Source organism: Streptomyces sp. NPDC005496 (assembly GCF_042872045.1).
Lineage (GTDB): Bacteria > Actinomycetota > Actinomycetes > Streptomycetales > Streptomycetaceae > Streptomyces.
The window spans coordinates 478,876-492,851 of record NZ_JBIAJQ010000004.1; the positions used below are offsets into that span (position 1 = coordinate 478,876).

Annotated in this window: 13 protein-coding genes and 1 pseudogene; 6 read left to right on the top strand and 8 right to left on the bottom strand. The window is 70.0% G+C overall.

Going from position 1 to position 13,976, the window contains the following annotated elements:
- Positions 1-7: 7 nt before the first annotated feature.
- Complete coding sequence (locus tag ACFYQQ_RS14635; protein WP_355783190.1) at positions 8-799, top strand: LppX_LprAFG lipoprotein; 792 nt, start codon at positions 8-10, stop codon at positions 797-799.
- Positions 800-1,380: 581 nt separating this feature from the next.
- Positions 1,381-2,190, top strand: coding sequence for a hypothetical protein (locus ACFYQQ_RS14640; RefSeq protein ID WP_355783192.1), 810 nt, complete (start codon positions 1,381-1,383; stop codon positions 2,188-2,190).
- A gap of 23 nt (positions 2,191-2,213) precedes the next feature.
- Here the strand turns inward: ACFYQQ_RS14640 and ACFYQQ_RS14645 are convergent, their stop codons facing one another.
- From ACFYQQ_RS14645 to ACFYQQ_RS14670, 6 genes are all read right to left on the bottom strand, one after another.
- The gene (locus tag ACFYQQ_RS14645) at positions 2,214-3,008 is read right to left on the bottom strand and encodes a DUF2071 domain-containing protein (protein ID WP_355783194.1); all 795 of its coding nucleotides are present in this window, start codon (positions 3,006-3,008) and stop codon (positions 2,214-2,216) included.
- Positions 3,009-3,316: 308 nt separating this feature from the next.
- On the bottom strand, positions 3,317-3,568 hold the full coding sequence (locus ACFYQQ_RS14650) for a WhiB family transcriptional regulator (RefSeq protein WP_355783197.1): 252 nt from the start codon (positions 3,566-3,568) through the stop codon (positions 3,317-3,319).
- A gap of 608 nt (positions 3,569-4,176) precedes the next feature.
- Positions 4,177-4,647, bottom strand: a complete 471-nt coding sequence (locus tag ACFYQQ_RS14655) for a hypothetical protein (protein WP_388904672.1) — start codon at positions 4,645-4,647, stop codon at positions 4,177-4,179.
- A gap of 364 nt (positions 4,648-5,011) precedes the next feature.
- Entirely contained in the window at positions 5,012-5,434 is a 423-nt protein-coding gene (locus ACFYQQ_RS14660; protein WP_355783203.1) for a hypothetical protein, read from the bottom strand.
- A 49-nt stretch (positions 5,435-5,483) separates the two neighbouring features.
- Positions 5,484-6,041 (bottom strand): ThiF family adenylyltransferase, encoded by a 558-nt coding sequence (locus ACFYQQ_RS14665; RefSeq protein WP_355783205.1) that lies wholly within the window; start codon positions 6,039-6,041, stop codon positions 5,484-5,486.
- A gap of 90 nt (positions 6,042-6,131) precedes the next feature.
- Positions 6,132-6,452 carry a hypothetical protein gene (locus ACFYQQ_RS14670; RefSeq protein WP_388904674.1) on the bottom strand — a complete coding sequence of 107 codons (321 nt, stop codon included), beginning with the start codon at positions 6,450-6,452 and terminating at the stop codon, positions 6,132-6,134.
- Positions 6,453-6,570: 118 nt separating this feature from the next.
- Here ACFYQQ_RS14670 and ACFYQQ_RS14675 point away from each other — a divergent pair, with 118 nt between their 5' ends.
- The 4 genes and pseudogenes from ACFYQQ_RS14675 to ACFYQQ_RS14690 all read left to right on the top strand — a co-directional run bounded on the left by ACFYQQ_RS14675 (position 6,571) and on the right by ACFYQQ_RS14690 (position 12,277).
- A complete protein-coding gene (locus ACFYQQ_RS14675) occupies positions 6,571-7,239 on the top strand; it encodes a peptidase E (protein WP_355783209.1) in 669 nt (222 codons plus the stop codon).
- A 197-nt stretch (positions 7,240-7,436) separates the two neighbouring features.
- On the top strand, positions 7,437-8,297 hold the full coding sequence (locus ACFYQQ_RS14680; RefSeq protein ID WP_355783212.1) for an NAD-dependent epimerase/dehydratase family protein: 861 nt from the start codon (positions 7,437-7,439) through the stop codon (positions 8,295-8,297).
- A 179-nt stretch (positions 8,298-8,476) separates the two neighbouring features.
- A pseudogene (locus ACFYQQ_RS14685) lies at positions 8,477-9,347 on the top strand (LysR family transcriptional regulator).
- 200 nt (positions 9,348-9,547) lie between these two features.
- A complete protein-coding gene (locus ACFYQQ_RS14690) occupies positions 9,548-12,277 on the top strand; it encodes an ABC transporter substrate-binding protein (RefSeq protein ID WP_388904677.1) in 2,730 nt (909 codons plus the stop codon).
- Positions 12,278-12,661: 384 nt separating this feature from the next.
- Here the strand turns inward: ACFYQQ_RS14690 and ACFYQQ_RS14695 are convergent, their stop codons facing one another.
- Both ACFYQQ_RS14695 and ACFYQQ_RS14700 read right to left on the bottom strand, forming a co-directional pair.
- Complete coding sequence (locus ACFYQQ_RS14695; protein ID WP_356165771.1) at positions 12,662-13,126, bottom strand: hypothetical protein; 465 nt, start codon at positions 13,124-13,126, stop codon at positions 12,662-12,664.
- Between the two features lie 183 nt (positions 13,127-13,309).
- Positions 13,310-13,780: a hypothetical protein gene (locus ACFYQQ_RS14700; protein WP_388904680.1), complete on the bottom strand. Its 471-nt coding sequence runs from the start codon at positions 13,778-13,780 to the stop codon at positions 13,310-13,312.
- Positions 13,781-13,976 lie beyond the last annotated feature (196 nt).

Here is a 13,976-nt window from a genome sequence, read left to right on the forward strand (position 1 = left end):
GACTCCGATGCGCCGTTCACTGATGCCTGTCGCCGTCGTGCTGGTGTGTGCCGGCTGCTCGTCCGCCGGTGCCGACAACGGTCATGGCGGCGCGCCAGCCGCCTCTGCCGCCGAGCACCGCACCGCGGTCCGGTCCGCGGTCACGGCCGTCGGCACAGGCACGGCCCGCATCGACGAGGAGATCAAGATCTCCGACGGGAAGACCGAGTACGTTCTCACCGTCGGAGGCGGCTTCGATCTCGCGAATGACCGCGGGAAGCTCGCTGTGGACTTCCCGGGTGGCGCCATCAGTCACAGCGACGAGGTGTTCGCGGACGGCCGGATCTACGTCAGCCAGTCGGCCACAGAAGAGGGGACCTGGGGTGTCATGCCCCGCGGCCAGGCCGAGGCGCACTACCTGCTGCGGGCACCGCTCAACGATCCCGAACACTTCCTGGGCCAGATCTCGGCGATGCGAAAGGTCTCCAAGGAAGGCACGGAGAGCGTCCAAGGCGAGCACGCGACCCACTACCGCGGCATCCTCGACCACGACGCGCTCACGAAACGTATGGCCGAGGACGTCCGGAAGAAGACGGACCAGGCCCGGGACATGCTCGGCAGTGACCTGCCCGCCTTCGCCGACGCCTGGGTCGACGGTGGCGGCCGCCTGGTCCAGGCCCGGACGACCGTCCACATGTCGGGCGCCGACGTGAGCGTCACGATGCGGCTGTCCGGCTTCGGGGAGCCGGTCCGCGTGAAGGTCCCGAAGGCCGGCGATACGTTCCCGATGCGCAGTGCCACCGGCGTCCTGAACGGCTGATGCCCGGACGGTGATACGTCCGCTCCGAGGGCGGCGCCTCGTGCCGTCCACGGCGGAGCTGCCGGAAGCCGCCTCGTTGACCGGTGGCCAACGGTCATCGGCGTTCGACCCCGTCGCGGGTGGCTGCTCCAGGCGAGTGACGGACAACGAACGAGAGGTGGACCGGCGCCTGTATCGCACCATCCCGGGCCTGCTGGAACACCGTGCCCCGACCTCGACGATCTGTCTCTCGGTCCGTCGGTCGCCCGATCCGTACCCGCCGCGTCCGCTGACCGGCCTGGGGTCGCCGTCCGTCGTACGGCCGGAGCGCGAGTACCGGCACGGTGCGGGGCTCAGGGCCGATCGCGGCGGAACGGGTGCTTTCGTCCGGAGTGCGCATCCGTGGGCAGCCGACCGCCCGAAGTGGTCGCAGGGGGGCGACGACACGGCCGACGGCCGCTGTCCCTCACGTGCGGGAGACACAGATGCACCCTGTGGCAGTCGACCGGCCCCGCCCCGGACATCCGGCGGACGCGTTGCCCGGCGACGCGCCCGCGACGCGACATGCGCCGCTCACTTGGCGCACACTCCACCTGGAAACCATGGCGTCCTTGCTGATCGTATCGCTGCGACGGCTGGGCAGCCGGTGCTTCGCCGCCGAGTGCCAGTGGCCGCGCCTTCACCCGCTCAACGAGCGTTCCCTGACCGCTGTGACCCACCATCCGCTGATCATGGTCGAGTCCACCCGTCAGCTCGCCGTGGCACTGGCCGGCGCCTACTTCACGGGAACCCTCCGTACGCCCCTCCGGCCCGTCTCGGTGAGCCTCGGGCTCGACCCGCGGCTGCGGCCGACCGAGGAGGGCTGTGCCACGGACGTCTCGGCCCGGCTGGTCGTGAGCGATCTCGCGTCGGAGGACGGGGCGCTCTCCGCGTACCGCGTCACCGCGGAGTTCCTGCACGAGGGCACACCGTTCGGATCGTGCCGCATGCACCTCGTCCGGCCCGGTCCCGACCCGGAACGGCTCGACGGCACGAACGGCTCACCCGCGCTGCTGTACCCCGCCGCGCCCGCGGTCGGGGCGGCCACCGACGCCGACGTGATGGTCGCCCGTGCGCCGCGGGGCAGGCTGGTGATCGCGCCGCGCGATCTCGGTCACCCGCTCCTGCTCGGCGGCCGGAACGGCACTATGCCCGCGCCCGCCGTGATGGAGGCGGGACGGCAGGCGGCGCTGCTGCAGAGCGGGTACACGGCGGCCGCGGTCGTAGGGCTGCGCGGCGACCTGCAAGCCCCCGTGCCGGGACGCGGCGCCGAGATCGAGGTGGCCCCGGAGCCGGGAGGTGTCCGCTTCCTGGTCACGGCGAGTGGCCGGCCCGCGGCGACAGGTGCGGTCACCCTCCTGCGCCCCCGGTGAGTGTGTGACGGCCTTCGGAGACCTCAGCGGCGCCGAGTGGTACCGGGCACGGGAAGGACCTCCGGCGTACCGAAGTGCACCGGGAGGCCTGGGGAGTACAGCACGCTCACGGGTTCCTGCGCGGGCTCGCTCAGGCCGGCCGCCCCGACGAGCGAATCGTGCCGGTCCAGCAGCGTGCACGCGCGGAACGTCCACGTGGGATGCGCGTTCGGCAGGTAGTACGAGCGACCGAACGCGCGCCCGTGCAGTCCCCAGCGGTAGGTGAGGAACTCCTCCAGCGGGGTCGGTGTCACCGGGGTGTCCTGAACGTCGAGCCACACCGACGCCGCGGCGCCGGGACTGCCACGGCGGTGCGTCCGGTACACGAGCCGGCTGTCGAACCACTGGGAGCGGATACGGGACCACCGGTACGGGAGCCGGAAAGCCGCCTCCGCGGCGAGCACCGGCAGCAGCCGGTCACAGTCCAGGGACCGGAACACCACGCCGCGCCGGCCCCGGGCGTCCCTGCTGTACAGGCGCACGTTGACCTCGCCGAAGCTGCCCAGGTACGGCAGCGCCCGTGCCCGGCCCAGGGCCAGGTCCCGCATGCGGAAGAAGACCAGCCCCACGTATGCGCGCCCGTTGTACAGGTCCGGAACGGTGCCGGGCGGCAGCAGCCGGGCGACCTCGAACGGATCCGCCGGCCAGTGCAGGAAGACCAGGTCCCGCCACTGCTGGCGGAACAGGACGTGCCGCAAGGGTCTCGGTGCGAGCGCGGTGATGTCCTCCGCCCGGCGGGACCCTGCAGGGCCCTGGTGGGTCCGTGGGGTGTGGTGCATGACGCTCCTCGGCCTTCGTCAACGTGCTGGCCTTCATCGACGTGCCCGGGGGCGAGCGTTCCCGCGCCCGGGTCAGCCCCTGCCCTTCGGCCACGCCGAGGCGGACGGACGACGCGCCGGCGGCGTGGACGACCGTCCACCCCACCCCGGCCCGAACCGGCGTCCGCTCCCGGTCACGGCTGACCGGGCCGTCCGTCAGGGCTTCGCCCACCGCCTATACGGCCGCCGCCCACATGTCGGATGCAGGGCGGTCCGGAACGTCGCCGGCCGGCGCACTCGGGCGCACTCGGGCGGGCTCGGGCGGGCGCTCAGGGGTTGCTCCCGCTCAGACGTCCGAGCCGTCGCCGTCGTCGCCGCCGCTCGTCCGCCGTCATCGCCCCCCACACGCCGTCGCGTTCCCCGTTGCGCAGGGCCCAGGAGCCGCAGTCCGTCAGGACGGGGCACCGGTGGCAGACCGCCCGTGCCTGTTCGATCTGCTGCCGGGAGAGGCCGTCCTCGCCGATCGGGAAGAATAGTTCCGGATCCTCGGAGCGGCAGGCCGCCGCGTCGCGCCAGTTCACCGTGCCTCCCTCCTCGGGCCGGAGGCGTGGCGGGGCGGTGGGCAGCAGCCCGGGAGGAAAGGGGACTTCGAAACCATGGGGACCTCCGCCGGTCATGTCGCAGCCCGCTTCGGGGCAGCGCTCTGTCTCGCGGCACCCCGAAGGCACCGCGTGACCCGGCAGGGGTAGTAAAAATATAGGCGCTTTCCCCCGTTTGGGCCAGATATGGGATGGAGTCGAGGGCGTCCGGGACGAGCAGGCCCAGGTCGATGTCCTGGCCGTCGACGTTCTGCCCACCGGCCGGTGCCCGCTCACGCGCGCGGACATCGGCTCCTTCTTGTCGATCCGTCGACTTCCCGGTCGCCCGAGGTGCGCCACGACAGCGGCTTTGTCCGCAACTGGAGGTGACGCGACCGTGTAAGGGGCGACGCTTTCCCGGCCCTCCGGACCGGCGGGAAGGATGCGGGCAGGGACCGAGTGCGGTGACCCGAGTCCGGTCTCAGCCGCCTCGGCAATTCGTGCTGCACGGGTTCTGACTGCCGCTGCCACGGCGGGCTCATCGATCGGATTCGCTGTCGCCATCCTGCGCCTTGTCGTCGGCCTGCCCGACAGAGGCAGGCCGCCGCCATTCATCCTTCCGGGAAGGACTCGTTCAGGATCTCCGCCCAACGGGCCATGGGGACGGTTCGGTTGGTGTTCCGCGTCTGGGCTTCGACCAGCTTCAGCAAGGCCGAGATGAACGGTAGGGCAGCGGGATCGGCGTCGAAACTGATCACAGCGGCGTGCAGACGCTGCACGGCTCCGGAGAAGGCCGCGACCTCCTGCGCCCGGAGTTCTGCGCTGCGGCGCGCACTTTCTTCCGCGAGGATGCGCCGCACCGCGAACTCAGGGCATTCGGCGGTGTGCCAGATCCCCGTCAGGCCGTCGTCCCGAGAGCTGACGCTGTCCGGGCGTGCCGTGGCGCCGCAGTCAGGGCACGTGAGGCGTTCCCCAGCTGAGGGTTCGTGGTTCGGGTCCGGCATGACACTCCCATCCGCGGGGTAGACCGCGAAGCGAACGTGCTCGGCGGGCTCCTCCTGCGGAGCGTTGCGATGACTCACGCGGCCTGCTCCTGCCTCTTGATTAGGATGTCGTTCTCGGTCTGGGTGCCGGCGCGGACCAGCGCGCAGGTGCGCCCCGGTGACCGGCTGCTGTGTGAATGAGCGGACTCGAACAAGCTTGAACGCTATCGCGAGGTCGGCTCGGGGTTCGGTGGACTCGCGCCTCCTCTCGGCCGGCGCGACCGGCTCCTCGACGGCCTCCACGCTGACTCCGAACAGGACCAGTACCCACGAGGACGCCTGCCCGATGCGGACCTTTGAGCGCACGTTGCCGGCCCACACGTGAACGCGGCACGGTCACGTCGACCGAGCCAACCGGGCCGACCTCACGCGACGAACACGGGCGTCGGATGACGGCGTCTGGTCAGGCGGAGGTAAAAGCTTCCTCAGGCACATCGTCGAGGATGAAGCCGTTGTCGAGCCGGACGCGGACCGTGACGCGGAGCATTCGTTGTTGGAAGGCGACCCACTCCCCTTCCAAAGCCCCCACCTGATCCTCCAGTTGCTGCCTGCTCGCCGACGGCATCTGGTGGCCGAAGTCGTCGAGAAGAGACTTCAGACGCAGATATTCACGGACCTCGTGGCTCTGCTGCCGGTGATGCTCGTCCACCCGCTCAACGGTGCCCTCGATGCCTGCCGCCAGAGCCATAGAGGCGACGAAGGCACCCGTCTCCTGCGACGGCTCACCGGCGGGGGTCACCGACCCGGCCAGCCGCAGTTCCGCCGCCAACCGCACCCGTTGGCCCACGTTCAACGTCATCGATCCTTCGTCTTCCTCGTCGGACACCGGCGAACCGGTACACGTGGCGTCGCCAGGCGTACCGGAGAGAAAGGGATCATCCCACCCTCACCCTGCGACCTCGGCACGCTCGAAGGTCCAGAGCGTCCAGGCGCCCACGAAGCCGGTTGCGCTCCAAGCACGTCTCGACATACCCCTCTCGACCTTCACCATCCACGCTGCGGGGCAGCAGCCGGCCCGTCAGACGTCGGCGGGCGTGCTCACGGGCGGCGACCTTCACCCACGGGGTGTCGCACTCCTCGACCAGCAGGTCCAGTCCGTCACCGTCGGCAGGGGCGCTGAAGCGGTCCTCGATGGTGTCCTCGGTGACACCACTCCGGAACACCTCGATGTCCAGGTAGGGATCGAGCTCGTACATACGGCGGGCGCACAGCACGCTCTTCTCCACTCCCAGGTCGTGGACACCCGCCGACAGCCGGTTCAGGTTCGACAGGCCGAGCGGGCCGAAGTCCGCCAGCCTGAATGCTCCGCCGACCCCTTCCATGGCGCAGGCCAGTGCCGCGCTGCTGCCCACGGACAGCCCGATGACGCCCACCCGACGCCGCAAGAGGACCTGCTGCCGCTCGCGGGTGAGCTCGTCGCGGTTGCTGAACACGGAGTCACCGCCCCTTCGAGGAGACGGGCGGTGGGCCCAACTTCCGTTCGGGGCCGCCTGGTAGCCGTGCCATGAGAGCGAGGCGCTGCTTTACAGGCCCGAGGGATTGATGATGTTGCGGTCAGAACAGTGGCGGCCAGGAGCGGCGCCGCTCAGGCTGGCCAGCGTCGGGATGACGGCCAACTCCTGCTTGCACACGTCCTCGACGGAGAAGTTCCAGTCGCTGCTCGCGTTGCCGCCCGAGCTGGAGTCGGTGTCATCGCCGACGACGGCGGGGGTGGCCACACCTGTTGCCGCGAGCACGACGGCGGCGATGCTCATGATCTTCTTCATGATCAGGAAACGAGTGCAGCTGTCCACGGGATACGCGGCATTCGACGGATGTCCCTCCAGGTAGGGGTGCGGGAACATGGAACGCCTGCGGGACAAGGAGGCGTTCGGTGCCTGCTCCTGATGCCGGCATCCCATATCCGTGTCGTTGGACCCACGGTTCGTTGCGCGGGTCCGACGGCCGTGCTTGGCTCGCCCGATGAACTTTCTGTTGACTGCGAGTGGCCTGCGCAACGAGACACTGCGGGATGCGTTGCGGGACATGCTGGGAAAGCCGTTCGGATCGTCGAACGTCGTATTCGTTCCCACGGCATCACTCGCCGAGCCCGGGGACCACGGGTGGTTCGTCGAGGACATGAACCGCCTGCGCGGCCTCGGCTGGCGCGAGTTCGACGTTTTGGAGCTGAACGGCCTGCCCCGGCAGATGGTGCTCGACCGGCTGCTCCACGCCGACGTCATCTACGTCGAGGGCGGCAACCACTACCACCTCGCGCGCAGCATCACCGGCAACGGACTGGCCGACGGCTTCCTCGAGGCGCTGGAGAACCGGGTCTACGTGGGGGTCAGCGCCGGCTCCATGATCTTCAGCCGTAATCTCACCGCCCACTCCGCCGACATCATCGGGGACACCGCGGACCTCCACGTGCTCGGCGCTACGGCCGTCGAGCCGCCGTTCGGGCTCTTCGACTGGTATCTCAAGCCCCACCTGTACTCGCCGGACTTCCCCGAGCGGGACGACGCCTGGGCTGACCGCATCGTCGCGCGGGCGGACTTCCCGATCTACTTCATCGACGACGAGACGGCCCTTCGCGTCAGGGACGGCAAGGTGGATGTCATCTCTGAAGGGCGGTGGCGTTTCCATCCGTGACCCGACGCGCGCTCGCAGCAGCGGTGAAGACGACAGGAACCTGGTGGTGACCGTTCGGCCGGACTGATGCCACAGGGAGACAGACCCTGATGCCCGACGGGTATCAAAGACGTCGAAAGAGGTCTTGGACGGGGATCCGCCCCTGGACGCAGGCTGGTCAGCGTAGTCAGCGGCCTACGAAGACAGGAGCCAAGACCATGAAGGTCTTCATCACCGGCGGATCCGGATACCTCGGCAAGATCACGATCAGCACGCTCATCCAGCATGGGCACACGGTGGAGGCGCTGGCCCGCAACGACCGGGCCGCCGAGACCGTCGCCTCACTCGGGGCGGCGCCGGTACGCGGAGGGCTGGGAGGTCTCGGCGTGCTGAACACGGCCGCGGCCCGCGCGGAGGCCGTCATCCACCTGGCACAGGCCCGGACCGGCGATGAGGACCTCGCGGCCGCCACCGCCATGCAGGACGGCATCGGCACCGGGACGTACGTCCACACCGGCGGCACGTGGGTCTACGGCGACACCGACGGGGTCGCGGACGAGACCGCGCCCTGGAACCCGCCGGCCGTGGTCGCCTGGCGCAAGCCCGTGGAGGAGGCCGTCCTGCGGCGCGCACAGCAGGGCGGCCGGCCCGTCGTGGTGCAGCCCGGCCTGCTGTACGGGGGCGAGAACCGCCTGATCGACATCTTCTACAGCGCTCCGGGCAAGAAGGCAGGCGCGGTCCCCTGCATCGGTGACGGCGCCAACCGGTGGGCGCTGGTGCACGTCGACGACGTCGCGGAGCTGTACGTCGCCGCGCTCCGGGCGAAGCCCGGTTCCGTGTACGTGGGCGTGGGCGGGGTGAACCCGACCGCCAAGGAGTGCTCGCTGGCCGTCGCACGGGCCGCCGGTATCGACGGCAAGGTCGCCTCCATCACGCTGGAGCAGGCTCGCGAGCAGATGGGCCCGGTCGCGGACGCCTTCGCCCTGGACCAGCGGTTCACCCCGGCGCGCGCCGAGGCCGAGCTGGGATGGGTGCCCGCGCACACCGACCCGCTGGCCGTCCTCGCCGGCGGCGCGTGACCTGGCCGGGCAGAGGCGGTGTCGACGGCGGCGGTTCATGGTGGCCAAGCAGTAGGTTTGCCACTAACTGTCCTGCTCGCCTCCCTTACTGGTCTGGGGCGATCGGGGAGTCGTTCCGGGACACCGGGCGCCCATGGCCGTCGTCTTGGGGAGTCGGAGAAAGTGAGCGGTGAGTCCGGGTGGATCTTGATCTGCGCAAGCTCCGGTACTTCGTGGCCGTGGCCGAGGAGCTCCACTTCGGACGAGCGGCGGAGCGCCTGCACATCGCGCAGCCGGTGCTGTCCCGGGCAGATCCGAAGCCTTGAGGACGATCTGGGTGTCGAGGTCTTCGACCGTGACCGGCGCGGGACGCTGCTGACCGCGGCCGGGAGGCAGTTGCTGGAGGACGCCGTCCCGCTGCTCGCCTCGGCGCAAGGTCTGCTCCGGCGGGTGGAGGCGGCGGCGCAGGGCACCCCGACGCTGACTGTCGGCTTCATGCCCGGCATCACGGTCACCGCCGCCCTGGCCGCCTTCTCCGCTGTCCGGCCCGGCGTCAACGTGCGCCTGTTGCGCACCAGTTGGGACGACCAGGTGGCGGTGCTCCTGGACGGCAGGGCGGACATCGGCGTCGTACGACTGCCCATCGACCAACGCGGCCTTCAGGTGCGGCCCTTGTTCGAGGAACCCCGGGTCGTCATGCTCCCGGCCGGGCACCGCCTGGCGGGCCGTGCGTCGGTGACCGTCGGCGACCTGGCTCATGAGCATCTGCTCCAGGACCCCGACGCCGTACCCGAGTGGCGCACCGTGGCACTGGAGTTGCGTGACGGGAGACGTCCCGACGTTCCTGTGATCCACCAAGTGGAGGAGAAGCTGGAGCTGGTGGCCTCCGGAGCGGGTATCTGCGTCCTGCCCTTGTCCACCGCCACCTTCTACACCCGGCCCGATGTCATCGCGCTTCCGGTGGAGGACATCGGCCCCACCGAGGTGGCCTTGGCGTGGGTGGAGTCCCGCCGCTCCCCTCTCATCCGTGACTTCGTCGAGGCCGCGGGCAGGCAAACGCCCTTCAAGTAGAGGGCTGTGATGGCGCGTCAACCGAGCTCGACGCGAGCAGTCGACTTGTCTCCTGCGCGGAAGCACTTCCGGTGAAGCAGCGTGAGAGAGCGAGTACTGCAAGTAACCTCTGCACCTCAGTACAGTCACGGCAGGCCGGTAGAAGGGGCCTGCCCAGGGGGATTTGAGGGGGATCTTCCATGGCCGGGCCTCACCATGACTTGAGCGGGTTTCCCGACGACGAGGGTGCCGACGACTTCGTCCGCGAGTTCCGTCAGGCGGTGTCACCAGCCGACCGCGACATGCTCGCCCACACACCTCCGCTGATGATCCTGGACGTCGCCGGGGACGACGCCGAGTACGACCGCCGGGTGCGGCGGCTCGTAGAGGCGCTGGAGCGGGCGCTGCGCGGTCAGCAGGACGCGAAACTCGTGCCGTACGCCCTTCCGACGGCCGACGACGGCTCCGCACTCCTGTCCGGCGCGGCGGCCCGCGGACTGGGCCGCGGCATGCCCCGGCACATGACGCCCGACCGGCTGCCGGGCTTCTGGCCACTGTGGGACTCGGTCGCCTACATCCGCGCACACGCCGAGGAACGGCAGGCTCCGGGGGCGGCCGCGCTGCGCGATCACGCGCACGAGCAGCTGCGCATCAACCGTCATCAGCGGCGCGAGGGGCGCTTGCAGGCCTTCCTCTGGGCGCTGGGCGGTGGTGAATCGCCACCGGTCGGCGGGCTGCGTGGCTGGCTGCTCGGCTCCCTGTGGCACGGCGTCACCAGGACCTTCCCGCGCTGGTGGTGGGAGCGGCGCAAGACCCGGCGGATGGTGCGTGCGCCGCGCCTGTTGCGCCCTGCCCGTCAGCGGTGGCTGGGCGGGATGCTGGGCATGACCGGGGACGCCGAGACACTGTTCGCGGTGATGGACGAGGTGGCCGACCGGCAGATGTCGCGGCTCGTGCTGCCGCTGGACCATCCCCGGCACCAGGAATCTCTGGCCGCCCTGGAGGCGCTGCTGACGCGGGCACTGCTGGAGGACCTGAAGGCACCCGCGGTCGGCAGGTGGCGGCCTTTGCAACGCCGCCGCACCGCGCGTCCCGTGTTACTGCTGCCGCTGCCCCGGCCGGAGAGACCGAGCGCCGTGGCCGTGGAGCGCTTCCTGCGGGCTTTTCACCGCGAGCGCAGGAACACCGGCCAGTCACCGGGGCCCCTGGTCATCGCGGTCGGGAGGCCCTCGCAGCAACTGCTGGCGGACCTCGGCAGTCCGGCCGTGTCCGGCCTCACTTCGGCGGGACGCCTGCTGCACCAGTCCGGCCCGGACGTCGTCTGGGTGCGGCTGAAGGAAGAGCCCTTCACGCGGGAGGGGCTGTTCATCCGCCCGACGTCACCGGCCTCCTATCGCATCAGCGGGCGCGTGATGAGTGCCGGTGTGGCCGGCGGCACCGCACTGGCCGTGGGGCTGGTGGGAGTCGGCGCGGCCCGTCTCCTCATCCCGGAGAAGCCGCAGAACAGTGAGTGCGTCGCCGGCGACATGCCGGTCGCGGGAAGCAAGTACAGCCGGCCCATCCCACTGCATCCCAAGCAGTGGTACGACCAGACGCTGGCGGAGATCCGCGCCCAGAACCGAAGGGCCGAGAACTTCGCGGCGCAGGGCAAGACGGTGCGTACGGTCGTGGCGTTCACGTCGAACGGTCCGACCTCGAAAACGGACACGTTGTTCGACGGGACCATTCCGGAGCTGCGCGGCATCGCCATGTGGCAGCGCAAGCTCAACGACGACGCGATCTCCGACGATTCCCGGGTACCGCTGCGGGTCGACGTACGCCCGAGCGGCGAGGGTTTCGCGGACGCCGAAAAGCAGGCACGGAAACTCGTCGGCCAGATCAGGGAAGGCAGCCTGGGCACCGACGGCAGGACGTACGAGGAGGTGGTCGGCGTACTCGGTTTCGCCCAGAGCAAGGAGGCCACCCGCAACGCTCTGAGGATCCTGGAGCAGGCCGGCCTTCCGGTCATCGGCACGACCGCCACCGCCGACGAGATGCTGGTCAGCGCCAACTACTGGCCGTTCACGCCGCTCAACAGCGCCGAAGCGCGCATCGCGGCGAACTTCGCCACCCGCTCCCCCGTCATCGCTCGCCCCTCGGGCGGGTGCGAGCCGGCCGAACGGGCCGTCGTGATCCAGAGCCCGGCGGACCTGTACAGCAAGAGCCTCGCGGACAAGTTCCGCAGTGACTTCCGCGGCACCACTCACCTCATCAACTTCTCCCAGACGAGCGACTTCTCGGGGGCGCCCCCCGGCACGCCGAAGATGAAGAGCGCCCACGATCTCGCCGAGACCGTCTGTGACGCGCTGGGCGGTTCCGACCCGGCGATCGTCTACTGGTCCGCACGTGCCCGCGACTTCATCGCCTTCGTCAACGCCCTTGACACGCAGGGGACATGCACACGCCGCGACATCACCATGCTGGGCGGCAATGAGCTGACGAACGTCGCGCTCACCGGCGAATTCAACGACAAGACCTGGCTGCGGCTGTACTACTCGGCGCATCGGATGCCGGCCGGCGACAGTGCCGCCGACGACAAGACCAAGCAGTTCGTGAGCATCTACGACGATTTCGTCCCGGGAGCCGCCAAGGACGACCCTTGGCGCGACGACGGCCACTCCGCCGTGTCGTACGACGCCTTCCACGTCCTGTCCCGCGCGGCTGACATGGCCCTATCCGGCCAGGGCGACGTGGACCCCAACGCCATGCTCACCGCGCTGCGCAGCGGCATCACCTTCGACGGTGCCACCGGCTACGTCTCCTACGGCCAGGGCAGCAACATGCCTCCGCGGGACAAGACCCTGGTCCTGCTGCGCCAGTCGGACCAGGGGCCCAAGGTGGCGTTGGCGTGCGGGGCCTACCGGCAAGACAGGACCGACCGCTCGGACGAGGGCCCTTGCGCCGTCCAGTAGGCAGGCGGCTGACCCGACTGCGGTAAGGAGGGTCCCGGGCGAAGGGCGGGCACGCCCGGCTCGACGGAGATCATCTTCATCGGGCCGGGCGCCTGCTCGTGCGGGGCGTGGCGCACAGAGCCACAGGCGAACAGCAGGTCACGAAGGCAAGAGGCCGAGGAAGGACGCGTTCGACCTCCCCAGGTCGCGGTCCTCCCTCGGCCAACCGCGTTCACTTACCCCGTCCGGCTTTGTTCATGCTTCAGCACCGCTGGTGGCGTGCCGGACCGGTTCGGGGCGATCTCGTGCGGTCGCCGCCCAGCGCGGCGACGAGGCCGGGCAGGCTTGGGCATCGCGCTGTTCGGAATGCACCGATCCCCCGGCCACCGAGACAGGAGAGGGCGCTCAGTTCCCGTCTGCCTGCCGATCCGGGCGCACCCTCCCGAGGTCGATCTCTTCGGCGGCGATCCGCGCGAGAGCCTCTTGGAGCCGGCGGACGGCATCCTCCGCTTCCGTGTATTCCTCAGGACTCGGCAGGACGGTGCCGAAGGTGCCACCGCCGTCAGCGGGCAGGGCGCGCCAGCGCAGAACCGGCTCGAGTGCGTTGAGGGCGCCGGAGAGGAACCAGGCCAGACGCCCGTGCGTGCGCGCGAGGGAGATGGCCAGCACCGCGAGCGTTTCCCGCAGGTGTTCGAGCCGCTCGATGTCCGGTAAGGCCTCCTGGACCTCAGGTGGGCCGACAGCGTCGCGCAGGCCGGCCTCGGCCTCGTGGGCGAGTGCGCGCTCGCCCGGCGCCATTCTCCACACCTGGTCCTGGACCTGCCGTTCCGCTTCCTCGGTCAGCACCGCGATGATCCTGCGCATGTCCATGCGCAGGACTCTAGAGGAAGGGGTCCTGTCGCCCTACCCGCCACAGGATTCAGGATTACGCCGAGACGAAAGGGGGTGGCCGATCCGGTGACGCGGGACCGGACTGGCGCCCCGTAGCGGTGCCCGGCATGCCATCAAACATTGGACGCCCGGTCTGGGACTTCGTGGCGCCGGGATGAGTGCTCAAGGCCGACGCAGCAGTTCTTCCAGGGCCGCGCGGGTTTCCGCCACCCGCCCCTTCCAGGCCGTGCCGCGCAGCGTGGCGAAGTCCCAGGCGACCACCGGTTCGGTGCCGCTCGCGCAGTGTCCGTACACCGAGGACGCGATGTCCTCGGTGAGGAGGTGGTCGTAGTGGAACGACCCCTCGAAGGCCCAGGCCACCGCTGAGCCATCCGCGCACAGGCGCCGCAGGGCCTCGCAGGTGTACCTGGAAAGGGTGAGAGAGGTGTCATGGAAGGTGAGGTCGTACGACAGGAGCCCGTGTGCCGCGATCACCTCCGGCTGCTCACCCAGCACGAAGGGGCGCACCTCGTCCGGCACGAGTCCGGCGAGGTGGAAGGCCTCCGGGGGCAGCGGTTCGTCGCCCGCGCCGATGACGAACACGCTCACCACGGCGGGACCCATGAAGCAGAGTCCTTCCTGTACCTCGTTCACGCGGTCCCTTCCTGCCGTTCGCTGTCTGCCTTCCTCATCCTCGCAGGGAGAAGGACATACGCCCCCGCCACCTGCCCTCGACCGGGGACCGACCGGGGACCGGGGTCACCAGCGTCTTCCGTCCAGGCCGCACGGTGCAGTTACGACACGTCAGCCCCGTTGCTCCGGACTCCGCACGGCAAGGACGGTTGCGAGA

Excerpts from the sequence above, each read along its gene's own strand:
- ACFYQQ_RS14675 (WP_355783209.1), top strand. The coding sequence starts at position 6,571 with ATGAACTTTCTGTTGACTGCGAGTGGCCTGCGCAACGAGACACTGCGG.
- ACFYQQ_RS14680 (WP_355783212.1), top strand. The coding sequence starts at position 7,437 with ATGAAGGTCTTCATCACCGGCGGATCCGGATACCTCGGCAAGATCACG.
- ACFYQQ_RS14635 (WP_355783190.1), top strand. The coding sequence starts at position 8 with ATGCGCCGTTCACTGATGCCTGTCGCCGTCGTGCTGGTGTGTGCCGGC.
- ACFYQQ_RS14645 (WP_355783194.1), bottom strand. The coding sequence starts at position 3,008 with ATGCACCACACCCCACGGACCCACCAGGGCCCTGCAGGGTCCCGCCGG.
- ACFYQQ_RS14670 (WP_388904674.1), bottom strand. The coding sequence starts at position 6,452 with ATGTTCCCGCACCCCTACCTGGAGGGACATCCGTCGAATGCCGCGTAT.
- ACFYQQ_RS14695 (WP_356165771.1), bottom strand. The coding sequence starts at position 13,126 with ATGGACATGCGCAGGATCATCGCGGTGCTGACCGAGGAAGCGGAACGG.
- ACFYQQ_RS14640 (WP_355783192.1), top strand. The coding sequence starts at position 1,381 with ATGGCGTCCTTGCTGATCGTATCGCTGCGACGGCTGGGCAGCCGGTGC.